The following is a 24,759-nucleotide window of genomic DNA, read 5'->3' as shown; positions in this document are numbered from 1 at the left end:
GCAAGCTCCCTCGCCACAGGTCATGCATCGGCGGCTCCTAGCAGGATGCGTCCGCTGGAGCAGGTTGCGGTGTCATTGCGGTAGGCGAAATACAGCTTGCCGCGCTCGGGATCGAAACGCAGATGCAGTTGGACTTCATCGCCCGGGCGCACCAGTTGCTGGAATTTCAGCACTTCCATACCGGCGAATTTATCGGGCAGGTTCAGCAGTTGTCGGCCGAGGTTCAGTGCCCATTCGACCTGCACCACGCCGGGCAGCACCGGGGCTTTGGGGAAGTGGCCGCTGAAGTAGGCCAGATCCGGTGGAACACTCAATTGCAGGCTCCACTCGCCGTCGGTTTCAACTTGCTCCAGCACTTCTGGCGCTTTCGGCCGTGGCGCCAGCAACAGTGCTTCGATGTCGGCCTGGATCAGTTTGCCCTGGCTGTTCAGCGGCAGTTGCCGCACCAGACGCCAGCGCCGGGGCAAGGCCAGCGCTTCGCAATGCTGGCTCAGGTGCTTGCGCAGGGCTTCGGTCAGGCTGCGGCGGCCGTGTTCGCGCAAGGCAAACAGGCCGGCGTCGCTGAGCACCAGCAGGGCGCCGAGTACTGCGCGGTTTTCCTGAACCACGCCCAGCCGTGCGTCGGCGACCCAGTCGTGGGCGACCAATGCCTGTTCGAGCATCGGCAGGGAGATACGCTTCTCTTCGAGTTTGACGATACGGTCCAGCCGCCCGAGCAGCTCGAAACGCCCGTCGGCAGCGATGCACGCAGCGTCGGCGGTGTGTTCGACATGCCCCGCCGGCAAATAGGGGGAAGCGATCAGCATGGCGCCGTTGCTGTCCTGGCTCAGTTCAACCCCGGCGAAGGGCTGCCACAGACTGGAGCCCTGACGCCAGGCGATGCCGCCGGTTTCCGAGCTGCCGAGGATTTCGGTCGGCCACTGCTGCAAACGTTGCTGCAGGCTCTGCGCCGCGTCTGTGGGTAACGCGCCGCCGGAGGAAAACACCCGGCGCACGGCGCTCAGGGCCGGCCAGTCGAGGTTGTCGCCCATGCGCTTGAGCAACGCCGGGCTGCCGACCCAGGCGAAGGCCGGGTGTTCGCGGCTGGCGCGCTGCAGGTCTTCCGGAAACGCCAGTTGCTTGCGCACGAACGGACGGCCGGCACACAGCGGCCACAGCACCCGGAACAACAAACCGTAGATGTGCTGGGTGGCGACACTGCCGATGATCCAGGCTTCACCGAGATCTGCGCCCCACAGTTGCTCCAACGCTTCGACCTCGTTGTCCAGTTGGCGCAGGGTCTTGTCGATACGCTTGGGCTCGCCGCTGGAGCCGGAGGTGCACAGGCTCAGGCGGCACTGTTCGAGATCCAGTTCGGCGCCGGGCAGGGCAGGCTGCAACAGATCGCTCAGGTGTGAATCATCGGAGTGATCGCTCAGCCACAAATCGACTTCGCTCGACCAGCGCTGGCGGGTCTGCGCTTGCAGGTCCGCGGGCAACAGGACGCTGACGCCGGCGCGCCAGGCCCCGAGCAGGGCGATGGCGAGGTCGGCGGCATCTTCCAGATGCACCGCCACGCGCTGCACGCCGCGTGCCTGCAGGCCGGCGGCAAAGCGCAGCGCCTGCTCGCGCAGTTGTGCATGGTCGAGGGCCGGGGTGTCGGTGATCGCTCGCCCCGGCAGGGCCTTGAGCAACAGTTGCTCAAGTTTTATCCAGTTCATTTACGGCCTCTTACCCGTTGTCGTATCAGCCATTCAATGGCAAACATCAGGCCGATCAATCCGTAGGAGATCAGGCCGGTGTACAACATCCACCAATGCAGCGGCGCCCACAGGGTCAGGAGCGCGGCGCACAAACCGTTGCAGAAGAAAAACACGCTCCAGGCCACGGTGACCTGACGCGTGTAACGGATCGCCTCGGGCGGCAGTTGCGGCTCGCGGATCCGCGCCAGGCGCTCGACCATCGGCGGCCCGTATTTCAGGCTCAGGCTGAACAGCACCAGCATGAAGCCGCTGATCAGCACCGGATACCAGCGCAGCAACAGCGGACTGTCGAACAGCGCCAGCAGCAGGCAGAACACGATCGCCGCGCAGGCCATCCACAGACTGCCTGGCTTGCGCTCGCCAGTCAGGGCGCGCGCCAGCCACAGGCTACCCAGCAGCAGCCCGAACTGCCACGGGGCGAAGTGCTCCATGCCGAAATACACCGCAAAGGGGTACAGCAGCCCCGCCAGCAGCAGGCCGAGGCCGATCAATCGGCTCATGCGGCCGGTTGAACCAGACGGTAGACCGCCTCGACCACGTCACCGACGGTGCGCACCGACTTGAATTCCTCGGCGGCGATTTTCTTGCCGGTCTGGCGTTTGATGTGATCGATCAGATCGACCGCGTCGATGCTGTCGATCTCCAGATCCTGATACAGGTTGGACTCCAGGCTGATGCGCCCCGGATCCAGTTCGAACAGCTCGACCAAGGCATCGCGCAGGGTGTTGAAAATGTCGTCACGAGTTTGCATGGTCCGGTCTCAAGCTGCCTGTTTTGCCGTGACGAATGCCGCAAGGCTCGCCACGTTGGTGAAGTGGTTACGGGTGTCTTTGGCGTCGGCGTCGATCTTGATGCCGTATTTTTTCTGGATCGCCAGACCCAGTTCCAGCGCGTCGACAGAATCCAGGCCCAGGCCTTCGCCGAACAGCGTCTGTTCGTCACCGATATCGTCGACGCTGATGTCTTCGAGGCCCAAGGCATCGATGATCAGCCGTTTGATGTCGCGCACCAGGCCAGGGTTATTCAGATCGCTCATCTTCGGCGAGCTCCTTAATGAAGTAAGAGTGCAAATAATCGTTGAGCTTGCGCGAGGCCTGCGGTGCCGGACCTTGCGTGGCGAAAGTCTGTGGGTCTATATCGGCCCCGACACGAAAACTGAAGTGCACGCGGCGGTGGGGGATCCGATACCAGGGTTCGGCCTTGGTCAAGGTGGTCGGATTGACCTTGATGACCACTGGCGTAAGGATTTTCGCACCGCGCAGGGCAATCGCCGCCGCCCCCCGATGAAAGGCGGGCGCCTGACCGGGCTGTGTGCGCGTGCCTTCGGGGAAAATGATCAGGGTCTGGCCGTTTTGCAGGGACTCGGCGGCGGCGTCGAGCATGTCCATGCTGCCGTCATTGCTGATGTATTCGGTGCGGCGCAACGGGCCACGGGTGAACGGGTTTTCCCAGAGGCTTTTCTTCACCACGCAATTGGCTTGACGCACGAGGCCGATCAGGAACACCACGTCGATCAGCGACGGGTGGTTGGCGATGATCATTTGCCCCGGGCGACCGAGACGTTCCGCCCCTTGAATGTCATACGTCAGCACACCGGTGCGGGCCATGAAGCGGACGAAAAACCAGAACAGCCGACTGACGGTCTGCCGTGCGCGCTGACGATGTTTCAACGCATCGCCGGGCAGGCAACCGAGCAGCGGAAACACCAGCAGGCGCAGGCACAACCCGCCCAGCCCGAACAGCGCGAAACTTGCGGCAGTGGCCAGGAGGCGCCAGTAGTAGGCGTCGCGGTTTTTCTCGGTCACGGGTTGCGTTGCCAGGTCCATACACGATTTTTCCAGGCATGTTGGCAATGGGTTTGCTGACCGAGCAGGGTTCGCAACAGGTTCAGTGCGTGTGGCCAGTGCGCTTTGGACACTGCTTCCTGGCCGCTGTTCAGGGTCAGCCGCCAGCCGGTACCGGGGGTGAGCAGCAAACCGACCGCATAAGGGAACGGCACGTCGTCGATCCACTGCGAATAGGCTTGCGGCGGCTGCTCTTCGGTGATGATCAGCAGCACCGCCGGAGCGCCTTCACCGAGCAGGGCGGCCGCTTCGAGAATGCCATGTTCCAGGCCATCGCCTGCTGCCGCAAGGGCAGTCATTTCGCTGGTTTCGCCGCGCATGATCGACCACAGACCGATGATCGCGTTGTGCACCGACAGGCTGAACTGCGTCGGCGACAACGGCTCGTCCTTGGCCAGGTCACTGAGGATCTCGAAGGTGCGCGGGGTTTCGCCGTGTCGTGAAACAAACACCAGCGGCAGGTTTTCCCGTCCGTCGGCCAGTGGCCAGCCGACACTGAACGCCATCCGCGCCAGACGGCTGAGGCGCCGGCGCTGCATGGCGGGCAGAAACGACACATCGGGCGCGGCATCGCTGTCCGGGAGTACGACCGGTTGTCGGCTCCAGGCCTGCCACGCGTCCACGCTGTCGAGCCCCGGGGCCCACGCGCGCCATTGGGCGATGTTGAAGTTGATCACGGATGTTCATCCCGCCCCTGCGGGCTTTTTATGACGCTTTGAGTCGCCAAAGCCGCGGCTGACCTGATGTGGCGCTTGGCGCCGGGTGGCGCGCATTATCCCGGTGCGACGAGTGTGTAGCAAATGTTGGTTACGTTTTGCGCAGCAAAATGTACCGAGTGGTCCGCAGAAAAACTGTCACTTGGCCATTATCCGGATCGTGCCGGATTTGTCTGTCGGGCCTGTCAGCGCACACGGCAGGTTTTTGCCCTCTGTGCCCGCTGATTTTTGCACCTGATTCTGTAGTCCGCGTCGTTGAAGGTAGCGAAGCGCACGCACAGGCAACTACACTCGGTCATTCTTTGATACACGGAGGTTTTGTCATGCGGCGCGTGGTGTTCAATCAGAAAGGTGGTGTGGGCAAATCCAGCATTGCCTGCAATCTGGCGGCAGTGAGTGCCAGCGAGGGCTATCGCACGCTGTTGGTCGACCTCGATGCCCAGGCCAACTCCACTCAGTATCTGACCGGGCTCACTGGTGATGACATTCCCATGGGCATTGCCGACTTCTTCAAACAGACCCTGTCTTCCGGGCCGTTTTCGAAGAAAAACCAGGCCGACATCTACGAAACCCCGTTCGACAACCTGCACATCATCACCGCCACCGCCGAGCTGGCCGATCTGCAGCCCAAGCTTGAGGCCAAGCACAAGATCAACAAGCTGCGCAAATTGCTCGATGAGCTGGATGGCGAATACGACCGGATTTATCTCGATACGCCGCCAGCGCTGAATTTCTATGCGGTGTCAGCATTGATCGCCGCCGATCGTGTGCTGATTCCCTTCGATTGCGACAGCTTCTCGCGCCAGGCGCTGTACGGGCTGCTGGCGGAGATCGAAGAGTTGAAGGAAGACCACAACGACGGCCTGGAAGTCGAAGGCATTGTGGTCAACCAGTTCCAGGCCCGGGCCAGCCTGCCGCAACAGATTCTCGATGAGTTGATTGCCGAGGGCTTGCCGGTGCTGCCGGTGTATCTGAACAGCTCGGTGCGCATGCGCGAGTCGCACCAGGCCAGCACCCCGCTGATCCACCTCGACCCACGGCACAAACTGACGCAGCAGTTCGTTGAACTGCACGATCTGCTCGAAGATCACTGATTTCCGGATTGCGCCCCACCCTCCTGTGGGAGCGAGCCTGCTCGCGAAGCGGCCAGCACGTTCAACATCTCGGTTGACTGAACGGGCGCCTTCGCGAGCAGGCTCGCTCCCACATGGGGTCCTGTGGAGGGTCAGATGCCCTGGCTACGCAGCCACGCCAGCAACTGCGGCAACGGAAACGCCCCGCTCTGGCGCGCCACTTCCCGGCCGTTCTTGAACAGAATCAAACTCGGAATCGAACGAATCCCCAACTGCGCCGACAACTGCTGATTGGCTTCGCTGTCGAGCTTGGCCAGCCGGCACTTGCCTGCCAACTGCGCCGCCGCCTGCTCGAATACCGGCGCAAACGATTTGCACGGCCCGCACCAGTCCGCCCACACATCCACCAACAACGGCAGATCACCCTTGATCTGGCTGGCGTAGTCACCTTGCTTGAGTTCGAACGGCTTGCTCAGCAGCACCGCGGACTTGCAGCGCCCGCATTTTGGCTCGTCGGCGAGGCGTTCGGCGGGGATGCGGTTGAGGCCGTTGCAGGCGGGGCAGGGGATCAGCAATTGGGTGGTCATGAGCGAGGTCCAGTGAAGGGCGATAAACCCTAGTTGGAGACGTTTGCTCATATTTTCAATCATGCGGATTTCAATGTTGGATCTAGGCTGAGTCGTACCGAGGCAGACCGTTGGTCTGCCTCGGTGTATCGCAAGTTGCGATAATTTTGTTTTGTGATTAACTCCCCATAGCAGAATGCGATAAGGATGTTGCATGCATGTGTTCAGTGAAAAACCCATTCGAGAGGCCAAGGAGCAGTGGCCACAGGCAGCAAGCGCGTTAGCGCAATGGTTTCGTCTGGCAAGCAGGAGTTATCCAAAGGACTTCGCGGCAATGAAGTCGATATTTCCTGCCACTGACAAGGTGGGTGATCTCCACGTTTTCGACATTGGTGGCAACAAACTGAGGCTAATTGCTTTTGTCAGTTATCGGTCACAAAGGCTCTACATCAAGCATGTGCTCGACCACCGCGAATACGATCGGGGCAAATGGAAGGAGGGAAAGGTATGAGTAGTTTGATCAAGACAGTTGCCGAGCACTGGGAGTTTATCTCTCCGTTGCTGCGAAAACCGAAAAATGAAGAGGATTACGACGCCTTGGTTCAGGCCGTTGACGAGATCCTTGAGATAACCGGTGATGATGGCTCGCATCCACTCGCGAGTCTGGTGGACATCATCAGTGACTGGATTGGGGAGTGGGATCGCACACACCATCCGATGGCCGAGGCGAGCGGCGAAGAGGTGCTTGGCTACCTGATGCGCGAACATGGACTGACTCAGAGCGACCTGCCGGGTGTGGGTACTCAATCCGTTGTTTCGGAAATTCTGAACGGCAAGCGCAAGTTGAACTTGCGGCAAGTTCGCTGGCTGGCCGACTACTTCAAGGTGCCTGTAGACGTATTCATCTAGTCTGCCTCAAGACGAACAACTGATCTCCAGATGCTTGCCCCACTCCGGTGGCCGTTCGGCATAACCTTCCATTCCCGGCTGTTCGTCGAACGGTTTGCTCAACACCGCATGCAGCCGGCGCACCTCGGAGTAGTCGCCTTGTTCGGCGGCATCGATGGCCTTTTGCGCCAGGTAGTTGCGCAGGATGTACAGCGGATTGACCGCGTGCATCCGCGTACGGCGTTGTTCCTGACTGCTGTCACCATCGCGGGCAACCCGCGCCACGTAACGCTCGCCCCAAGCGTCGAAGCCTTTGATGTCGACGAAGTCATCGCGCAATTGGGCGACAGCCTGTTCTGCTGAGTCTTCGCCGAGGCGGCGGAAAAACAAGGTGTAGTCGACGCCGCTGTTCTGCATCAGTTGCAGCAGGTCTTCGAGCAGTTTCTGGTCGTCATCCTCGGCGCTGGTAAAGCCGAAACGTCGGCGCATCAGGTCGAGGTAGTGCGCCTGAAACAGCGGCAGGTACAGGCCGAGGGTTTCGCGCAGGGCTTCGACGCTGATGAACGGCGTCAGCGCCTGGGCCAGGGCGCTGAGGTTCCACTGGCCGATCGGCACCTGGTTGCTGAACGAGTAGCGGCCCTGATCATCCGAGTGGTTGCAGATGAAGTGGGCGTCGAAATCGTCGAGGAAGGCGAACGGGCCGAAGTCGAAGGTGATGCCGAGGATCGACATGTTGTCGGTGTTCATCACCCCGTGGCAGAAGCCGTACGCCTGCCATTTGGCAATCAGTTCGGCATTGCGCTCGACGATCTCGCGGAACATCGCCAGATACGGCTCCGGCTGCTCCAGGCATTCGGGATAGTGCATCGCCAATACGTGTTCGCCGAGCAATTTCTGCTGCTCGGGACGCTTGGTGTAATAGAAATATTCGAAGTGGCCGAAGCGAATGTGGCTCGGTGCCAGACGCAGCACCATCGCCGCGCGTTCCTGCTTTTCACGCCACACCGGAGTGTCGGAGCCGATCACACAGGCCGCGCGTGAAGACGGGATGTTCAGCGCGTGCAGCGCTTCGGAAGCGAGAAATTCACGGATCGATGAGCGCAGCACCGCCCGACCATCGCCCATGCGCGAAAACGGCGTCTGCCCGGCGCCCTTCAGATGCAGATCCCAGTGTTCGCCGGCCTGGTTATACACCTCGCCGAGCAACAGCCCGCGACCATCGCCCAGTTGTGGCGTGTAGCCGCCAAACTGGTGCCCGGAATAGACCATCGCCCGCGGCTCGGCATCGGCCCACAGCTTGTGGCCGCCGAACAGTTCGGCAAATTCCTGAGTGTCCGCCGTCGTCGGCTCGAGATCGAGCAGGGCCAGCGCCGCCGGGCTGGCGACGACCAGACGCGGGTTGTCGATCGGCTCGGGCAGCACATGGGCGGAGAACGCATCGCCGAGGCGGGCGAAGCGATTGTCGAAGGTCAGTTCGTCGAGGGCTTTCAAGGGCCGGCTCCAGCAGAATGTCCGAGCATTCTGCTGGGATCAGACCGGTTAGTCGAGTTTGGCCGGCGGCGGCTCTTGCAGCGGCTTTTGCTCCGCGCCGATCGGGACGATGGTTTTGTTCTCGTCTTCGATGGGTACCAGCTTGTATTCCTGGCCATGAAGGTTTTTCAGGTACACCTCCATCTGGCGGAACGAGATGTTGATGTGCTGCTTCTTGAACTCGCGGTTGATGAAGCGGTTCACTTCATCGATTACCGGGTTGCGGTCACCGAGGTCACGCACGTGCATGCGCAGTTCGTGATCGAGGGTGCTTTCGCCGAAGTTGAGGAAGTACACATGCGGCTCGGGTTCCTTGAGCACGCGCGGGTTTTCCCGGGCAGCCTTGAGCAGCAGTTCCTTGACCAGATCCAGGTCGGAGCCGTAATCCACACCGAGTTTCAGGGTGACGCGGGTGATGGTGTCGGTCAGCGACCAGTTGATCAGTTGCCCGGTGATGAACGTCTTGTTCGGGACAATGATGTCCTTGCGGTCGAAATCGGTGATGGTGGTGGCGCGGATGCGGATCTTGCTGACCGTGCCCGACAGGTTGCCGATGGTGATGGTGTCACCGATCCGCACCGGGCGTTCGAACAGGATCATGATGCCGGAGATGAAGTTGGCGAAGATCTCCTGCATACCGAAACCGAGACCGACCGACAGCGCCGCCACCAGCCACTGCAACTTGTCCCAGCTGACGCCGAGGGTCGACAGCGTGGAAACGAAACCGACGCCGGCGATCACGTAGGACAGCAGCGTCGTGGTCGCGTAAGCGCTGCCCTGCGCCAGATTGAGTTTCGACAGCACGAACACTTCCAGCAGACCCGGCAAGTTGCGCGCCAGGGCGAAGGTGATGCCGATGATGATCAGTGCGCCGAGCATGTCGCCGATGCTGATCGGCACCATGCTCATGTTCGCGCCGGTGCCGCTGGTGTACTCGTAGAGGGTGATGTTGTCGAGGTACGAGAACACCGAGATCAGGTCAGCCCAGACCCAGTACAGCGCGGCGATGAAGCCACCGAGCAGCGCCAGACGGATCAGGCGCAGGGACTGTTCGTTGACCTTCTCGATGTCCAGGGTCGGCTCTTCGATCACCGCTTCGCCGTCGCCGGCCTCCTTGGCCGCCTGACGTTTGGCCAGGGCGCGCTGATAGGCCAGACGGCGTGCAGCGACCGCCAGACCGCGCACGAATGTGGCCTCGATCACCAGCCAGAACATCAGCAGGTACAGGGTGTTGATCAACCGGTCGCTGAGTTTCAGCGCGGTGTAGTAGTAGCCGAAGCACACCGCGACGAACAGGGCGATTGGCAACAGAGTGAACATCACGCCCACGGCCTTGCGGAACAGCGAGGTGTTTTCGTGGGCCGGGCTGCTGATCAGCAGGCGGCTGAGCAGCCATGCCATCAGCGCGTAGCAGGTCAGCACCACCGGCATGCCGATGACGTCGTCGGCCAGCGCCGCCGGTTGCAATTCGGCCACCGCCACCACGGTCACCAGCGCCATCACCACCAGCCCGAGGCGGCGGATCCAGCCCTGCAGGAACTCGACCTGCGGCTTGTCCCAGCGGAAATGCAACTCGGCCACGCCGCCTGGCGAGAGAATCCGGTAAGCGGTGTAGAACACCAGCCACGCCTGACCCATTTGCAGCAGCGCCGCGCCCATGTTGGCGTTCTGCCCGCGGGCGTCGATCTGCAGGGCCAGCCCGCACAGCGCCAGGCCAAGGGCCACCGGCATCGCCAGCAGAATGTTGATCAGGATCGCCTGCGGGGTATGCCACTGGCTGTCACGCTTGAAGTGACCGATGTCCTGGTGAACCTTGTTCAGCCGCGCATACAGCGCCTTGCGCCGCCACAGCAGAGCGCCGATCAGCAGGGCCAGCGGCAGAAACAGCAGCGGACGTTGGGTCAGACCGTCGGTCAGCTCGCTCAGGCTTGAGGCCAGCGGCAGGGTATCGATCTGCCGCTTGAGCCGCTCCGGCACGCCGCGAAGCCATTCCGCGTCCAGTGGTTTGTTGCTGGGGATCCAGAACATTTGCTCGTCGAGGGTCGCACGCAGGCTCTGCGCGGTACTCAGCAGTTGTTTCTGGTTGAGTTGCAGGGTGATCGATTCGTTGAGCACCGCGCTCAGCTCGCGGTTCAGACGTTCCAGCAGGTCGGCGCGGGTGTTGGCCAGTTCCATCAGGCTTTTGCGCAGTTGCGGGGTGACTTGTTCCGGTGGCTGGGTGGAAAGCAGGTTGTCGACGTAGGTCGCCGGGTTGCTCAGCAGTTCGCGCTGCTGACTGACTTCGAACTGATACAGGCGAATGTCGGCGATCTGGTCCGCCAGATCGCGGTCGACCTTGAGCCGCGGCAACGCCTGCTTCTGCTTATAGAGAATCTTCGACAGCAACAGGCTGCCCTTGAGCACGTTGATCTGCTCGTCGAGGGCTGAGTCGCTCTGGGTCAGGCTGTCGAGTTGCTGTTTGGTCTGCAGGTTCTGTTGGGTGACTTCGTTGAGGCGGTCGGTGCTTTTGAGCAGGTAATCGGAAAGTTTGAGGTTGGCGGCGCTTTCAGTGGCGAGCAGGCTGCTGCCGCCGGCCTTCTGTGCCTCGATCGACTGCTGAGTGACAGTTTCCTGCGACTGTGCCAGGCGCTTCTGGTTGATCAGCGTCTGCAGTTCCTGGATTTCGCGATCGAGTCGGTCGGACTTTTCCGTGAGCAGGTCGTGCTGACTGTTGCCCAGATCCTGCAACTGGCTGTTGCCGGCCAGTTCCTGGCGGCGCAGCGGGATCAGTGCGTTCAACGCGGCGAGCTCGGCGTTCAATTGATCGCGTTGCTCGGCACTGACGGTCTTGCCGCTGTCCTTGCCGGACTTGAGGATGTTGTTGATCTGCTGGATGCGCGTCTGGCTGGCAGAGATTTCAGCCTGCGCACGCTCTGGGCGAGTCTGGGCGGTGATGATCAGGCTGTTGGCATCGGCCAGGGCTTTTTGCAGGTCACTTTGCTGGGTCGAGCGATCGGTGAGGATCTGCTCCAGCTGCTGGATCGACTCTTTGCTGAAACGCTGCGCCACCGGCACCACTGCCGTGGCCTTGAGGCGCGTGAGTTCACGGGTGTTCTCGATGGTCTGCCGCGGGGCGGAGGCCAGTTGCTGCTTGAGGTCGATCAGCTTCTGCTCGTAATCACGCCGGCTGTTGAGCTGGTTGAGCGTGGTTTGCAGGACCGTTTGCAGGGTCTTTTTGTCGGCATCCGGCAGTTTGCTGTCGGCCAGTTTGTCCAGGCTGGCCTGCACGGCTTCGCTGGACGGCGGTTCAGCGGCATACAGCGGGCCGACGGAAAGACTCAGGCCCAGCAGGGCCGCGAAAAAGAAAGAGCGCAGGGTAGGCATAGAGACCGGTCAAGCAAGTGAGAGTGGACGCAGTTTAGAGGAAGAGACCGGGACCCGGGCGACTTCCTTCGGGGAATCTGACGCCCACTTTGCCGATCTTGTTCCCGTCCATGACCGCGACCGTCCAGTGGGTGTTGTTCCACTCCACCTGGTCGCCAACGATCGGCGCACCGCCAACCTTCTGGGCAATGAACGCGCCCAGGGTCATGTCCGGATCAATGCCCTCGGCCGGCAACCCGTACAGCGCTGCAACCGCTTTAAGCTGGGCGTCTCCTTCGAGAACGAAGTCACCGAAGAAACGCAGATCCAGACCGCGTTGTGGCGCCTGGCTGAACAGTTTGCCGAGGGCCGGGAGGTTGTGTTCATGGCCGATAACACACAGCAAATCATCGACTTCCAGCACCGTACTACCCGACGGATGGAGCAGTTGCTGGCCACGAAACAGCGCGGCGATACGTGTGCCCTCGGGCATTTTCAGCTCGCGCAGCGGTGAACCAATGCACCATTTCTCGGCGCCGAGCTTGTAAACGAACAGTTCCCACTCGCTGGTGATGTGCACTTCCAGCGCCGATCGGGAGATCGGCGCCGGCTCCGGCGGCACTGTCACCTTGAGCAGTCTGGCGACCCACGGCAGGCTTGTGCCCTGCACCAGCAGCGACACCAGCACGATGAAGAACGCGAGGTTGAAGTACAGCTGCGCATTCGGCAGCCCGGCCATCAACGGGAACACTGCGAGAATGATCGGTACCGCGCCGCGCAGACCGACCCAGGAAATAAACGCTTTCTCGCGACCATGGAACGCCTTGAACGGCAGCAGGCCGACGATCACCGACAGCGGGCGGGCGAACAGAATCATCCACAGCGCCAGACCGAGGGCGGGCAGGGCGATCGGCAGCAAATCATGCGGAGTGACCAGCAGCCCCAGCACCAGGAACATGCCGATCTGTGCCAGCCACGCCATACCATCGAGCATGTGCAGAATGCCGTGACGGCTGCGTACCGGGCGGTTGCCGATCACCAGGCCGCACAGGTACACCGCGAGGAAGCCGCTGCCGTGCAGGGCGTTGGTCAGGGCGAACACCACCAGACCGCCGGCGATCACCAGAATCGGGTACAGGCCGGTGGCGAGGTTGATCCGGTTGACCAGTTGCAGCATCAGCCAGCCGCCGCCCAGACCGATCACGCCGCCGATGCCGAACTCGCGGATCAGGTGCGTCAGCAGGCTCCAGTGCAGGCCGGTCTGGCCGCTGGCGAGCATGTCGATCAGGGTCACGGTGAGGAACACCGCCATCGGGTCGTTGCTGCCGGATTCGATTTCCAGGCTGGCGGTCACCCGTTCGTTGAGGCCCTTGCCGCCGAGCAGTGAGAACACCGCAGCGGCGTCAGTCGAACCGACGATGGCACCGATCAGCAGGCCCTGAATCAGGTTCAGGTCGAACAGCCACGCGGCGGCCATGCCGGTCAGCCCGGTGGTAATCAAGACCCCGACCGTCGCCAGTGACAGCGCCGGCCACAAGGCCACGCGGAAACTCGAAACCCGGGTGCGCAAGCCACCGTCGAGGAGGATCACCGCCAGTGCGAGGTTGCCGACCAGATAGGCCGTCGGGTAGTTATCGAAGATGATCCCGCCGCCATCGACCCCGGCGGTCATGCCGACCGCGAGGATGATCACCAGAATGGGAATGCCGAGACGGGAGGACAGTGAGCTGACAAGAATGCTCGCACCTACCAGCAACGCGCCGATCAAGAACAGGCTGTTGATGGTCGTCGCATTCAAAGGCAGTACTCCAGAAGCGTAAAGACGGGCGCAAACTGACCATGCAGTCTGCGTGCCAGCGATTCTAACCTGTTGAAATGTGATGCTGTCAAAAAGGTTTTTTCAAGATCAAAAGATCGCAGCCTGCGGCAGCTCCTACATAGGGATTTGCGTTTCCCTGTAGGAGCTGCCGCAGGCTGCGATCTTTTTGCTTTTAAAAGTTACAGGCTGAACCGCCCGACCATATTGTTCAGGTCCAGCGCCAACCGTGACAGCTCGTTACTTGCCGCACTGGTCTGATTCGCGCCGGTCGCCGATTGCACCGACAGGTCGCGGATGTTCACCAGGTTGCGATCCACTTCGCGGGCCACTTGTGCCTGCTCTTCAGCGGCGCTGGCGATCACCAGGTTGCGCTCGTTGATCTCGACGATCGCGCTGTTGATGGTGTCCAGCGACATCCCGGCGCCACGCGCAATGTTCAGCGTCGATTCGGCACGCTCGGTGCTGTTGCGCATCGAGTCTACGGCGTGTTCGGTGCCGCTCTGGATGCTGCCGATCATGCGTTCGATTTCGCTGGTCGACTGCTGGGTGCGATGCGCCAGCGCACGCACTTCGTCCGCCACCACGGCAAAACCACGCCCGGCTTCACCGGCACGTGCCGCTTCAATCGCCGCGTTCAGGGCCAGCAGGTTGGTCTGATCCGCCAGTCCACGAATCACGTCCAGCACCTTGCCGATGTCACGGGACTCATTCGCCAGATCGCCGATCAGGCTTGCCGTGCTCTGTACATCGGCGCTCATGCGCTCGATAGCGCTGACGGTTTCCTGCACCAGGTCGCGGCCGTCGCCCGCCGAGGTGGTGGCGTTCTTCGAGGCTTCCGAAGTGCTCACTGCGTTGCGGGCGACTTCTTCCACGGCGCTGGTCATCTCGTTGACGGCGGTGGCGGCCTGTTCGATTTCGTTGTTCTGCTGGGTCAGGCCACGGGCGCTTTCGTCGGTGACGCTGTTCAGTTCTTCCGCCGCAGATGCAAGCTGGGTGGCCGAGCCGGAGATGCGCTGCAAGGTGTCGCGCAGTTTCGATTGCATCTTGGCCATGGCCGCCAGCAGACGCCCGGCTTCGTCGCTGCCGTCGACGTGGATCGGTTGGGTCAGGTTGCCCTCGGCGATGGTTTCCGCCGCGTCCAGCGCTTTGGAAATCGGCTTGGTGATGCTGATGGTCAGCAACCAGGCGAACAGAAAGGTCAGACCGGTCGCCACCACCAGCAGGGTGACCACCAGATTGAACGCCGAGGCATACTGCTCGGCAGCCTCTTGGTTGGTCTGGCTGATCTGCTCGCCGTTGATCTGCATCAGGCGGTTGAGCACCGTGTTCATCGCTTCGGAGTTGTTCAGCAACTCGGTGTTGAGCAGGTTGCGCAGTTCATCCACCTGATTGTTGCGCGACAGCGTTTTCATCCGGTCTTCGATCTGCCGGTACTGGCCCAGCAACTGCACATATTGATCGTAGGCCGCGCGTTCCTGCGGGCCGCTGATCAACGGCTCATAGGCCGATTGGGCGGCGCGGATCTGCTGGTTGCGGGTGTCCAGCAATTCCATGGTCTTCTGCTGCACGTCCGGCTCGCGATTGACCAGCAAGCGATACGACAGCACCCGCAGGCGCAAGGTCAGCTGGGTGAACTCGTCGAGGTTCTTGATGCTTGGCACGCTGCTGGACGTGATGTCCTCGGCGGCGCCACGGATTTTGCTCATCTGGTTCAGGGCGAACACGCCGAGAATCAGCATCAGGCCGCCGATCAGGGCGAAACCGGTGAACGCCCGGGGGGCGATATTCATATTGCGAAGGGACATGGCGCGGATACCAGAAAGGGCCGCATCCATGCGGGCTGAGACTGCTGTATGGATGACTTATCGGTCATACGACTAAAGTCTTGAGGCACTGTGCGTATTTGTCGCATAGGGGCCTGAGCGACGAAGTGCAGGAACCAGATCGGCAGATCACAGTCTTTTAAACTCGCGAGAACGGTCGGCCGCCAGGAAAATCAAGGCCTTGCGCCGGTATAGCCCTGGCATCCGCAGTGACTTTTCTTTATCGTACGCGCCCTTTGAAAAACGCCTGGAAGATCAAAATGTTGGAAGCATCCCTCAGCCAATTGGAACAGCTCGTCAGCGACCTGGTGCAACAGAACCAGACCCTCGCGCAAACCAACCAGACCCTGTCCACGGAACTGGCCCAGGCCAAGGATGAAAACGAAAGCCTGCAACTGAGCCTGATGGAACAGGAAGAGAAGCATGGCGCCACCGCAGCGCGCATCCAGGCCCTGGTTGATCGCGTCAACGCAGGTCCTGTCAGCGCATGAACCACGGCACCGCAGGGGTAAAAGTCATCTCCATTCTCGGGGAGGACTATTCGATCAAGGCACCGGCCGGGGAAGAACAGACCCTGCTGGACGCCGCACTGATGCTCAAGGCCGCATTGGCCGACACCAAACGCAAATACCCGACGCTGATCGGTGACCGTTTGCTGGTGCTGGCAGCGATGAACCTGTGCTCGCAGCAGATCGAAATGAAGAAGCAGCACCAGCAGGAACTCGACCGTTACCAAGAGCAAGTCAGCGCCACGGTCGACACCATCGCCAAGACCATCAATCAGGGCTGATGGGGTTGCGCACAACCAAAGAATAGATTGTCGATCGGGTTGTATACAATCGGCACGGCTGTTGCATTGTTTCGGCACTTATTCTTTGGGGGTGCTCCATGCAGTTGTGGCGACGCAGTATTCAATGGCAGCTGATTCTCAGCATGGGCACCGCCCTGCTGGTCAGCATCCTGATCGTGGTTGGCATTTATACCTTGGTGGTCAACCGCCTCGCCCAGAGCTATCTGGTCGAACAAGCGCTGCCGTCGAGCATCGAAGCGACGCGCAACGACATCGAACGCATCCTCGTCCAGCCGCTGACCGCCGCCAAAGACATCGCCAGCAACAGCATGGTGCGCGACTGGCTGGCCTCGGGTGAAGACAGCAGCAAAACAGCGGCCTTCGCGCAGTATCTGGAAGGCATCCGCGCCGAACATAAAGCCTTCACTGCGTTGATCATCGGCAGTGACTCCAATCACTACATCACCGAAAAAGGCCTGGATCGCACGCTCAGCCGGACCAAACCAGCCGATGCCTGGTTCTATTCCTTCCTCGACAGCAACCAGCCGCGCACCCTGAACATCGACAACGATGGCGCCACTGGAGAATTGGCGCTGTTCATCGACTTGAAGGTCGAGCAGGCCGGCAAAGTGGTCGGTGTCGCCGGGCTGGGCTTGAGCATGAAAGAGCTGTCGGAGCTGATTCACAACTTCAGCTTTGGCGAGCGCGGCAAGGTCTATCTCGTGCGTTCCGACGGTTTGATCCAGGTCCATCCCGAGGCGCAGTTCAGCGGCAAGCGCACCCTCACGGAGCAAATCGGTGCGTCGGCGGCGCAAGCGGTCATGGGTCAAAAAGTCGCCACCAACAGCTCGTTCCAGCGCGATGGCGAAGACTTCCTCGCCTTCAGCCTGCCGCTGCGCGATCTGGGCTGGACGCTGGTGGCCGAAGTGCCGCAAGCGCAGATCTACGCCGAAGCCCGCAAGGCGATGTGGATGAGTGGCGGTATCGGTCTGGCGGTGGCATTGGTGTGTCTGGCGCTGGTGGTGTGGCTGGCTCAAGGGCTGGTGCGACCGATTCGTCAAGTAACAGCCGCGCTGGTAGCGATCGGTAGCGGCGGTGGAGATTTGACCCATCGGTTAGATTCCAGCCGCGCCGATGAGCTGGGCGATCTGGCGCGAGGCTTCAACCGTTTCCTCGACAGCCAGCGCGGGCTGATCGGCGAAGTCCTGACCACCAGCGAACGCTTGCGCACGGCGGTCGGCCAAGTGGCGAAGGTGGTGGAAAACACCGCCGAACGTTCCGGGCGCCAGCAGGAAATGACCGACATGGTTGCCACGGCGGTGCACGAGATGGGCCTGACCGTGCAGGAAATCGCGCAGAACGCCGGCAACGCCGCACTCGCCTCACAGACCGCCCGGGATGAAGCGCTGCAGGCGCGGGAAGTGGTTGGCGGTTCGATTCGTCATATCGAAAGCATGTCCGATGAGATTGGTGTGGCGGCGGGCGCGGTGGGTGAACTGGCGCATCAGGTGGCGTCGATCGATTCGGTGCTGGCGGTGATCCGCGGGGTGTCCGAGCAGACCAATCTGCTGGCGCTCAACGCTGCCATCGAAGCCGCGCGGGCCGGGGACATGGGTCGTGGGTTTGCCGTGGTGGCCGATGAAGTACGCACCTTGGCGCGCAGGACTCAGGCGTCTACCGACGAGATCCAACAGATGATCGGCAGCCTCAAGCAAGGCGCGGAGAATGCGGTGTCATCGATGCGTACCGGGCAGGCGGCGACCGGCACCGGGGTTGAGTCGAGTCAGCGTACCGGCGCCTCCCTGACCGCGATTACCGGGCAGGTCGAGCGCATCAGCGACATGAACCAGCAAGTGGCAACCGCGACAGAAGAACAGTCGGCGGTGACTGAAGAGATCAACCGCAACGTGCAGGGGATTTCCGATCTGGCCCGGGCCACGGCCGGAGAGGTGCGGGCGTGTCGTGAGGATTGTCAGATGTTGCAGCGGTTGGCGGATGATCTGGCGCGGCAGATGGGTGGGTTCAAGTTGAGCTGAGTGCTGAGTCTGAAAGCCCCTCACCCTAGCCCTCTCCCCGAGGGAGAGGGGACTGACCGAGCCGTCTCTCGCTATACATCGACCTGAAAACGCCGGTCGATTATGGATTCGGTAGACCTCTTTCAGGTCGATGGAGTATTCAAGCATACCCTGTTCCGCCCCCTCTCCCTCCGGGAGAGGGCTGGGGTGAGGGTTGGCTCTCAGAACCACCCATCCTGCATCGCCAGGCACGTATCATCCCGCGCCTCCAGCAACGCCAGCTCATGGTGACAGCCCGGCACTTCCCACGTCAGGAAGTACCGCGCCGCCTGCAGCTTGCCCTGATAGAAGTCAGCATCTGCCGCATTGCCTTTGGCCAGACCTTCCTCGGCGCGGATCGCCTGTTCCAGCCAGCGCCAGCCAATCACCGTGTGCCCGAATACCTTCAAGTACAGCGCCGAATTCGCCAGGCTGCTGTTGACCTTGCCCTGCGCCAGATCGGTGAGCAAACCGATGGTGACTGTTTGCAGGCGCGCTACCAGTTGCTCCAGTGGCTCACGCAGTGCGGTCAACGATTCATACGCGGTCGCGCGCTCGGCGGTGTTGGCGATCAGGCGGATCAGTTGCTTCAATCCGGCGCCGCCGTTCTGCGCCAGTTTGCGCCCGAGCAAATCCAGCGACTGGATGCCGTGGGTGCCTTCGTGGATCGGGTTCAGACGGTTGTCGCGGTAATACTGCTCAACCGGGTATTCGCGGGTGTAACCGTGGCCGCCGAGAATCTGGATCGCCAATTCGTTGGCCTTCAGGCAGAACTCCGACGGCCAGGATTTGACGATCGGCGTCAGCAGATCCAGCAACTCATGGGCCTGTTTGCGCTCGGCTTCGGTCTCCAGCGTCGTGGTGTCATCGAACAGTCGCGCCGCGTACAAACCGAGGTCAAACGCCCCTTCGACGTAGGACTTTTGCGTCAACAGCATGCGTCTGACATCGGCGTGCTGAATGATCGCCACTGGCGCGGTGGTTGGATCCTTGCTGTCCGGCACCCGCCCTTGCGGGCGTTCGCGGGCGTATTCCAGCGAATACAGGTAGCCGGCGTAACCGAGCATCACCGCGCCCATGCCGACGCCGATCCGCGCCTCGTTCATCATCTGGAACATGTAGCTCAAGCCATGATGCGGCTTGCCCACCAGATAGCCGACACACTCGCCGTTATCGCCGAAGTTCAGTGCCGTCGAGGTGGTGCCGCGCCAGCCCATCTTGTGGAACAGCCCGGCCAGCAGCACATCGTTGCGCGCACCGAGGCTGCCGTCAGCGTTGACCAGAAATTTCGGCACGATGAACAGCGAAATCCCCTTCACCCCTGGCGGTGCGTCCGGCAGCTTGGCCAGGACCATGTGCACGATGTTTTCCGACAGCGGATGATCGCCGCCGGAAATGAAGATCTTGTTGCCCTTGAGGCGATAGGTGCCGTCAGACGCCGGCTCGGCGCGGGTACGAATATCCGACAACGACGAGCCGGCGTGCGGTTCGGTCAGGGCCATGGTGCCGAAGAAACGGCCGTCGATCATCGGTTGCAGGAAGCGCTGTTTCTGCTCGTCGCTACCGAAGCTTTCGATCAGGTTGGCCGCGCCCATGGTCAGGAACGGGTAGGAAGTGGTCGCCGCGTTCGCCGCTTGAAAGTGCGCAAAACACGCTTGCGACAGCAGCGTCGGCAATTGCATGCCGCCCGCTTCGAAACTGCGCGCGGCATTCAGGAAGCCCGCCTCAAGAAACGCGTCCACCGCCGGTTTGACTTCCGGGATCAGAACCGCCTGGCCGTTCTCGTAGCGCGGCTCGTTCTCGTCGCCCTTGCGGTTGTGCGGCGCGAAGTATTTCTCGGCGATGTTGCGCGCCGTGCCGATAGCCGCATCGAACGTTTCACGGTTGTGCTCGGCAAAGCGCTCACGCCGGGTCAGGCCCTCGGCATCGAGGACTTCGTACAGCTCGAAAGCCAGATTGCGGGAACTGAGCAGCGTCTCGGACATGGCGGCCTACCTGTAAATTGGGGTTGGGCCGAGTCTAGGCGTGCTGATAAAGGCTGAACAGGATGATTGATGACGGTGATGTTGGAGCCGAGCACCGACTTAACAAACACCTTAAAACAACTGTGGGAGCGAGCCTGCTCGCGAAAGCGGTGGGTCAGGCAACATTGATGTCGACTGACACTCCTTCTTCGCGAGCAGGCTCGCTCCCACAGGGTATTGCGTAACGGGTAGCCATTGCGGCTGCCCGGTTAATCGGTTTAACCGATAGTCATCAGGCTGGCATTACCACCCGCCGCCGCCGTGTTGACGCTCAACGCGCGCTCGATCACCAGGCGCTCCAGCGCGATGTTGGTCTCGCCCTGGGACAGGCCCTGAACGCCCACGATCGCACCGGCACGCTTGGCAATCTGCTGGCAGACGCCACGCAACTGGTCGGAATGACCGTGATGCAGCACGGCATCAAACACCACTTCATCCTTGTGCCAGTCGGCAACCCGTTTGATCCGCGCCTGAACGTCCTTCGGCAGGCGTGCGAACAAGGCCTTGCTGATGTCGGATTCCGGCCATACCGCCGAACCGCCGACCGCCAATACCGCCGCCAGTTGGGTCAGCAGATCGCCTTCGACGTCCGCCAGGCACAGCACGTGTTCACGCGGCAGGATCGCGTAGCTGTTTTTCTCGCCGGTCGGGCCGGCCAGCACGCGGGTGATACCGCTTTGCGACTGCGCGGCGTATTGCACGCACAGGGTGCTCAGTTCGGCGTATTGGTTGCTCTCGGCCCAGGCCTTGAAAGCGTTCAGCGGTTTGCTCATGGCCTCACGCAGACGCACGTCCGGGGCGACGAGCGCATCACCGCGAGCGAAGGATTGTTCGATGGCGTCCGTAGGACGCGTCGACAGCAGACGATAGAGGTACAGCGGACCACCGGCTTTCGGGCCCGTACCCGACAGGCCTTCGCCGCCGAACGGCTGCACGCCGACCACGGCACCGACGATGTTGCGGTTGACGTAGACGTTACCGGCGTTGACGTTGTCGATCACCTTGGCGATGGTCTCGTCGATACGGGTGTGCACGCCGAGGGTCAGGCCATAACCGGAGGCATTGATCTGGCCGATCAACTGGTCGATGTCCTTGCGCTTGTAGCGCACCACGTGCAGCACCGGGCCGAAAATCTCGCGTTGCAACTCGTCGAAGCTTTCCAGTTCGATCAGGGTCGGCATGACGAAGGTGCCGCGTTTGACTTCTTCACTGTCGGCGATAGCCACCTGGTACACGCTGCGACCTTTGTCGCGCATGGCCTGGATGTGCTTGTCGATACCGGCCTTGGCTTCGGCGTCAATCACCGGGCCAATGTCCACGGACAGGCGCTCAGGGTTACCGAGACGGCTTTCAGCCATTGCGCCTTTGAGCATTTCGATGACGCGGTCGGCGGAATCTTCCTGCAGGCACAGCACGCGCAGGGCCGAGCAACGCTGACCGGCGCTGTCGAAGGCCGAGGACACCACGTCGATCACCACTTGTTCGGTCAGTGCCGAAGAGTCGACGATCATCGCGTTCTGCCCGCCGGTTTCAGCGATCAGCGGAATCGGACGACCCTGATTGTCGAGGCGACCGGCGATATTGCGCTGCAGCAGACGCGCGACTTCGGTGGAACCGGTGAACATCACGCCTTTGACGCGCTCATCACCGACCAGACCGGCACCGACGGTTTCACCGCGACCCGGCAGCAGTTGCAGCACGCCTTCGGGAATCCCGGCTTCCAGCAGCAAACGCACGGCTTGCGCGGCGACCAGCGGCGTCTGCTCGGCCGGTTTGGCCAGTACCGGGTTGCCGGCCGCCAGTGCGGCAGCGACCTGACCGCTGAAGATGGCCAGCGGGAAGTTCCACGGGCTGATGCACACCACCGGGCCCAGTGGGCGGTGGGCGTCATTGCTGAAATCGTTGCGCGCCTGCACCGCGTAGTAACGCAGGAAGTCGACCGCTTCACGCACTTCGGCGATGGCGTTGGCGAAGGTCTTGCCGGCTTCACGGGCCAACAGGCCCATCAGTGGCTGGATCTCGCCTTCCATCAGGTCGGCGGCACGCTCCAGAATCGCCGCGCGCTCGGCTGGCGGGGTGGCCTGCCAGATGGGCGCAGCATTCAGCGCGCACTGGATCGCGTTGTCGACGTCTTCGACGGTAGCTTCCTGCACGTGACCGACCACATCACGGTGATCCGCCGGGTTCAGCACTGGCGCCGGGGCTTCGTTGCTGGAAGTGCAACCGAGCATTGGCGCGGCTTTCCAGTTGTTGTGCGCAGTGGCGAGCAGGGCGCAGGACAGCGAGGCCAGACGATGTTCGTTGGCCATGTCGATGCCGGCGGAGTTGGCGCGCTCGGCGCCGTACAGGTCACGCGGCAGCGGAATGCGCGGGTGCGGCAGGCCGAAACCACCTTCCACAGTCGCCATCTGCTCGATCTGTGCCACCGGATCGGCCACCAGTTCCTGAATCGAAATCGACTGGTCGGCGATGCGGTTGACGAACGAGGTGTTGGCGCCGTTTTCCAGCAGACGACGCACGAGGTACGCCAGCAGGGTTTCGTGAGTACCGACCGGTGCATACACGCGGCATGGACGGTTCAACTTGCCTTCGGACACTTTGCCGACAACCTGCTCGTAGAGCGGTTCGCCCATGCCGTGCAGGCACTGGAATTCGTACTGGCCCGGGTAATAGTTCTGACCGGCAATGTGATAAATGGCCGACAGGGTGTGGGCGTTGTGCGTGGCGAACTGCGGGTAGATGACTTCCGGCACCGACAGCAGTTTGCGCGCGCAAGCGATGTAGGAAACGTCGGTGTACACCTTGCGGGTGTAGACCGGATAGCCTTCCAGGCCTTCGACCTGGGCGCGCTTGATTTCGCTGTCCCAGTACGCGCCTTTCACCAGACGGATCATCAGGCGATGACGGCTGCGGCGGGCCAGGTCGATCACGTAGTCGATCACGTACGGGCAACGCTTCTGGTAAGCCTGAATCACGAAACCGATGCCGTTCCAGCCGGTCAGTTGCGGTTCGAAGCACAGGCGCTCGAGCAGATCCAGCGACAGTTCCAGGCGGTCGGCTTCTTCGGCGTCGATGTTCAGGCCGATGTCGTATTGCTTGGCCAACAGGGTCAGCGACAGCAGGCGCGGGTACAGCTCATCCATCACGCGCTCGTACTGCGCACGGCTGTAGCGCGGGTGCAGGGCCGAGAGCTTGATGGAAATGCCCGGGCCTTCATAAATCCCACGGCCGTGGGAGGCTTTGCCGATCGAATGAATGGCTTGCTCGTACGATGCCAGGTACTTCTGCGCGTCGTGTTCGGTGAGTGCCGCTTCACCGAGCATGTCGTAGGAATAGCGGAAGCCCTTGGCTTCGAACTTGCTCGCGTTGGCCAGTGCTTCGGCGATGGTTTCGCCGGTGACGAACTGCTCGCCCATCAGACGCATGGCCATGTCGACGCCCTTGCGGATCATCGGCTCGCCGCTCTTGCCGATGATCCGGCTCAGTGACGAAGTCAGGCCGGCTTCGTTGTGGGTCGACACCAGTTTACCGGTCAGCAGCAGACCCCAGGTCGCCGCGTTGACAAACAACGACGGGCTGTTGCCCAGGTGCGGCTGCCAGTTGCCAGTGCTGATCTTGTCGCGGATCAGTGCATCGCGAGTGCCTTTGTCCGGGATGCGCAGCAGCGCTTCGGCCAGGCACATCAGTGCCACGCCTTCCTGGGACGAAAGGGAAAATTCCTGCAGCAGGCCCTGAACAATGCCTGCACGACCGCCGGCACTTTTCTGGTTACGCAGTTTTTCCGCGATGGTCGCGGCGAGTTTGTTGGTGGCTTCGGCCATCGGAGCCGGCAGGCGCGCCTGCTCGATCAGCATCGGCACCACTTCCGGCTCAGGGCGGCGGTAGGCGGCAGTGATCGAGGCGCGCAGTACCGATTGCGGCAGGATGCTTTCAGCGAATTCGAGGAAGCATTGGTGCGCGTGATCGGTGTGGACTTCACCGGCGTCGTCGCTGTCCTTGGCGGTCAAACCGTTCAGCTCGGTCAGGGTTGCACCACCCTCGAGTTTTTCCAGGTAATTGAAAATTGCCTGCTTGATCAGCCAGTGCGGTGTGCGATCAATCGAGGTCGCGGCAGCCTTCAGGCGCTCGCGGGTCGGGTCATCGAGTTTGACCCCAAGGGTGGTGGTAGCCATATTTTTATCCTCATGGTTGCCACAGTTGCGTGGCATCAGCTGGCGGCAAGATTAGCCGTGCGCCGAAAGAGGTGCAACCGGGTGCAACCCTTTTTTTGTCGGAAAAATAAACGCTTCGTCAGGAATTATTTTCTGGTACTGAAGTGCCGCTCCTGCTTGGTGCTTTTACTTCTAGCGGAGCGCCGTGACTGCGCTAAAAAGGAGCAAAAACGGCGTATTTATCGGTATATCCGACTAGGTGCAACTTAATCGCCAGAAACTGGTTGCACCTTTTTTACTTTGTTGCATAGCATTCGCGCCCAAGGTGCAACCGGGAATACCCGGTGCATCGGCTGGTGGCTTTCCTGGGGAAACATCAGTCCTAAATGCGCGGGAT

18 protein-coding genes and 2 pseudogenes are annotated in these 24,759 nt (G+C 61.4%); 6 read left to right on the top strand and 14 right to left on the bottom strand.

Annotated features, from left to right (window positions below):
• Nucleotides 1-20 precede the first annotated feature (20 nt).
• The 6 genes from ACM6HV_RS12100 to ACM6HV_RS12075 are packed head-to-tail and all read right to left on the bottom strand — an operon-like array spanning nt 21 to nt 4,263.
• Nucleotides 21-1,700 carry an AMP-binding protein gene (locus ACM6HV_RS12100; RefSeq protein WP_414904285.1) on the bottom strand — a complete coding sequence of 560 codons (1,680 nt, stop codon included), beginning with the start codon at nt 1,698-1,700 and terminating at the stop codon, nt 21-23.
• The gene (locus tag ACM6HV_RS12095; RefSeq protein ID WP_414904284.1) at nt 1,697-2,242 is read right to left on the bottom strand and encodes a hypothetical protein; all 546 of its coding nucleotides are present in this window, start codon (nt 2,240-2,242) and stop codon (nt 1,697-1,699) included. The genes ACM6HV_RS12100 and ACM6HV_RS12095 overlap by 4 nt, the downstream gene beginning before the upstream one ends.
• Nucleotides 2,239-2,493 carry an acyl carrier protein gene (locus ACM6HV_RS12090; RefSeq protein ID WP_041074867.1) on the bottom strand — a complete coding sequence of 85 codons (255 nt, stop codon included), beginning with the start codon at nt 2,491-2,493 and terminating at the stop codon, nt 2,239-2,241. Before ACM6HV_RS12090 ends, ACM6HV_RS12095 begins: the two co-directional genes overlap by 4 nt.
• Nucleotides 2,494-2,502: 9 nt before the next feature.
• A complete protein-coding gene (locus ACM6HV_RS12085) occupies nt 2,503-2,778 on the bottom strand; it encodes a phosphopantetheine-binding protein (RefSeq protein WP_041074865.1) in 276 nt (91 codons plus the stop codon).
• Nucleotides 2,762-3,568 carry a lysophospholipid acyltransferase family protein gene (locus ACM6HV_RS12080; RefSeq protein ID WP_041074863.1) on the bottom strand — a complete coding sequence of 269 codons (807 nt, stop codon included), beginning with the start codon at nt 3,566-3,568 and terminating at the stop codon, nt 2,762-2,764. The genes ACM6HV_RS12085 and ACM6HV_RS12080 overlap by 17 nt, the downstream gene beginning before the upstream one ends.
• Nucleotides 3,544-4,263, bottom strand: coding sequence for a beta-ketoacyl synthase chain length factor (locus tag ACM6HV_RS12075; RefSeq protein WP_414904283.1), 720 nt, complete (start codon nt 4,261-4,263; stop codon nt 3,544-3,546). The genes ACM6HV_RS12080 and ACM6HV_RS12075 overlap by 25 nt, the downstream gene beginning before the upstream one ends.
• 362 nt (nt 4,264-4,625) lie before the next feature.
• Here ACM6HV_RS12075 and ACM6HV_RS12070 point away from each other — a divergent pair, with 362 nt between their 5' ends.
• A complete protein-coding gene (locus ACM6HV_RS12070) occupies nt 4,626-5,396 on the top strand; it encodes a ParA family protein (protein WP_414904282.1) in 771 nt (256 codons plus the stop codon).
• Between the two features lie 131 nt (nt 5,397-5,527).
• On the opposite strand, the gene trxC is transcribed toward ACM6HV_RS12070, so the two are convergent.
• Nucleotides 5,528-5,962: a thioredoxin TrxC gene (trxC, locus tag ACM6HV_RS12065; RefSeq protein WP_414904281.1), complete on the bottom strand. Its 435-nt coding sequence runs from the start codon at nt 5,960-5,962 to the stop codon at nt 5,528-5,530.
• Between the two features lie 193 nt (nt 5,963-6,155).
• Here trxC and ACM6HV_RS12060 point away from each other — a divergent pair, with 193 nt between their 5' ends.
• Nucleotides 6,156-6,452 (top strand): type II toxin-antitoxin system HigB family toxin, encoded by a 297-nt coding sequence (locus ACM6HV_RS12060; RefSeq protein WP_047290919.1) that lies wholly within the window; start codon nt 6,156-6,158, stop codon nt 6,450-6,452.
• A complete protein-coding gene (locus tag ACM6HV_RS12055; protein WP_414904280.1) occupies nt 6,449-6,850 on the top strand; it encodes a helix-turn-helix domain-containing protein in 402 nt (133 codons plus the stop codon). Before ACM6HV_RS12060 ends, ACM6HV_RS12055 begins: the two co-directional genes overlap by 4 nt.
• 6 nt (nt 6,851-6,856) lie before the next feature.
• Here ACM6HV_RS12055 and selO read toward each other — a convergent pair whose 3' ends face one another.
• The 5 genes and pseudogenes from selO to ACM6HV_RS12030 all read right to left on the bottom strand — a co-directional run.
• Complete coding sequence (gene selO, locus ACM6HV_RS12050) at nt 6,857-8,320, bottom strand: protein adenylyltransferase SelO (RefSeq protein WP_145596021.1); 1,464 nt, start codon at nt 8,318-8,320, stop codon at nt 6,857-6,859.
• Nucleotides 8,321-8,368: 48 nt separating this feature from the next.
• Nucleotides 8,369-11,722, bottom strand: a complete 3,354-nt coding sequence (gene mscK / locus ACM6HV_RS12045; RefSeq protein ID WP_047290922.1) for a mechanosensitive channel MscK — start codon at nt 11,720-11,722, stop codon at nt 8,369-8,371.
• A 34-nt stretch (nt 11,723-11,756) separates the two neighbouring features.
• Nucleotides 11,757-13,499, bottom strand: coding sequence for a potassium/proton antiporter (locus ACM6HV_RS12040; protein WP_041074130.1), 1,743 nt, complete (start codon nt 13,497-13,499; stop codon nt 11,757-11,759).
• A 200-nt stretch (nt 13,500-13,699) separates the two neighbouring features.
• Nucleotides 13,700-14,299 (bottom strand): annotated as a pseudogene (locus ACM6HV_RS12035) (methyl-accepting chemotaxis protein); the annotation flags it as partial.
• 303 nt (nt 14,300-14,602) lie between these two features.
• Nucleotides 14,603-15,259, bottom strand: a pseudogene (locus ACM6HV_RS12030) (MCP four helix bundle domain-containing protein); the annotation flags it as partial.
• A 344-nt stretch (nt 15,260-15,603) separates the two neighbouring features.
• On the opposite strand from ACM6HV_RS12030, the gene ACM6HV_RS12025 reads away from it, so the two are divergent.
• The 3 genes from ACM6HV_RS12025 to ACM6HV_RS12015 all read left to right on the top strand — a co-directional run bounded on the left by ACM6HV_RS12025 (nt 15,604) and on the right by ACM6HV_RS12015 (nt 18,169).
• Nucleotides 15,604-15,834, top strand: a complete 231-nt coding sequence (locus ACM6HV_RS12025) for a hypothetical protein (RefSeq protein WP_007967306.1) — start codon at nt 15,604-15,606, stop codon at nt 15,832-15,834.
• Nucleotides 15,831-16,133 (top strand): cell division protein ZapA, encoded by a 303-nt coding sequence (locus ACM6HV_RS12020; RefSeq protein WP_007967308.1) that lies wholly within the window; start codon nt 15,831-15,833, stop codon nt 16,131-16,133. Before ACM6HV_RS12025 ends, ACM6HV_RS12020 begins: the two co-directional genes overlap by 4 nt.
• Nucleotides 16,134-16,231: 98 nt before the next feature.
• On the top strand, nt 16,232-18,169 hold the full coding sequence (locus ACM6HV_RS12015; RefSeq protein ID WP_414904279.1) for a methyl-accepting chemotaxis protein: 1,938 nt from the start codon (nt 16,232-16,234) through the stop codon (nt 18,167-18,169).
• Nucleotides 18,170-18,369: 200 nt separating this feature from the next.
• Here ACM6HV_RS12015 and ACM6HV_RS12010 read toward each other — a convergent pair whose 3' ends face one another.
• A complete protein-coding gene (locus ACM6HV_RS12010) occupies nt 18,370-20,172 on the bottom strand; it encodes an acyl-CoA dehydrogenase (protein WP_414904278.1) in 1,803 nt (600 codons plus the stop codon).
• Between the two features lie 257 nt (nt 20,173-20,429).
• Nucleotides 20,430-24,383 carry a trifunctional transcriptional regulator/proline dehydrogenase/L-glutamate gamma-semialdehyde dehydrogenase gene (gene putA, locus ACM6HV_RS12005; protein WP_414904277.1) on the bottom strand — a complete coding sequence of 1,318 codons (3,954 nt, stop codon included), beginning with the start codon at nt 24,381-24,383 and terminating at the stop codon, nt 20,430-20,432.
• Between the last annotated feature and the right edge of the window lie 376 nt (nt 24,384-24,759).

Source organism: Pseudomonas sp. IT-P260 (assembly GCF_949768395.1).
Classification (GTDB): domain Bacteria; phylum Pseudomonadota; class Gammaproteobacteria; order Pseudomonadales; family Pseudomonadaceae; genus Aquipseudomonas; species Aquipseudomonas parakoreensis.
This window is presented reverse-complemented; position numbering and strand designations above follow the sequence as displayed.

Coding starts and splice junctions, on each gene's coding strand:
- ACM6HV_RS12100 (WP_414904285.1), bottom strand. CDS start 1,700: ATGAACTGGATAAAACTTGAGCAACTGTTGCTCAAGGCCCTGCCGGGG.
- ACM6HV_RS12095 (WP_414904284.1), bottom strand. CDS start 2,242: ATGAGCCGATTGATCGGCCTCGGCCTGCTGCTGGCGGGGCTGCTGTAC.
- ACM6HV_RS12090 (WP_041074867.1), bottom strand. CDS start 2,493: ATGCAAACTCGTGACGACATTTTCAACACCCTGCGCGATGCCTTGGTC.
- ACM6HV_RS12085 (WP_041074865.1), bottom strand. CDS start 2,778: ATGAGCGATCTGAATAACCCTGGCCTGGTGCGCGACATCAAACGGCTG.
- ACM6HV_RS12080 (WP_041074863.1), bottom strand. CDS start 3,568: ATGGACCTGGCAACGCAACCCGTGACCGAGAAAAACCGCGACGCCTAC.
- ACM6HV_RS12070 (WP_414904282.1), top strand. CDS start 4,626: ATGCGGCGCGTGGTGTTCAATCAGAAAGGTGGTGTGGGCAAATCCAGC.
- trxC (WP_414904281.1), bottom strand. CDS start 5,962: ATGACCACCCAATTGCTGATCCCCTGCCCCGCCTGCAACGGCCTCAAC.
- ACM6HV_RS12060 (WP_047290919.1), top strand. CDS start 6,156: ATGCATGTGTTCAGTGAAAAACCCATTCGAGAGGCCAAGGAGCAGTGG.
- ACM6HV_RS12055 (WP_414904280.1), top strand. CDS start 6,449: ATGAGTAGTTTGATCAAGACAGTTGCCGAGCACTGGGAGTTTATCTCT.
- mscK (WP_047290922.1), bottom strand. CDS start 11,722: ATGCCTACCCTGCGCTCTTTCTTTTTCGCGGCCCTGCTGGGCCTGAGT.
- ACM6HV_RS12025 (WP_007967306.1), top strand. CDS start 15,604: ATGTTGGAAGCATCCCTCAGCCAATTGGAACAGCTCGTCAGCGACCTG.
- ACM6HV_RS12020 (WP_007967308.1), top strand. CDS start 15,831: ATGAACCACGGCACCGCAGGGGTAAAAGTCATCTCCATTCTCGGGGAG.
- ACM6HV_RS12015 (WP_414904279.1), top strand. CDS start 16,232: ATGCAGTTGTGGCGACGCAGTATTCAATGGCAGCTGATTCTCAGCATG.
- ACM6HV_RS12010 (WP_414904278.1), bottom strand. CDS start 20,172: ATGTCCGAGACGCTGCTCAGTTCCCGCAATCTGGCTTTCGAGCTGTAC.
- putA (WP_414904277.1), bottom strand. CDS start 24,383: ATGGCTACCACCACCCTTGGGGTCAAACTCGATGACCCGACCCGCGAG.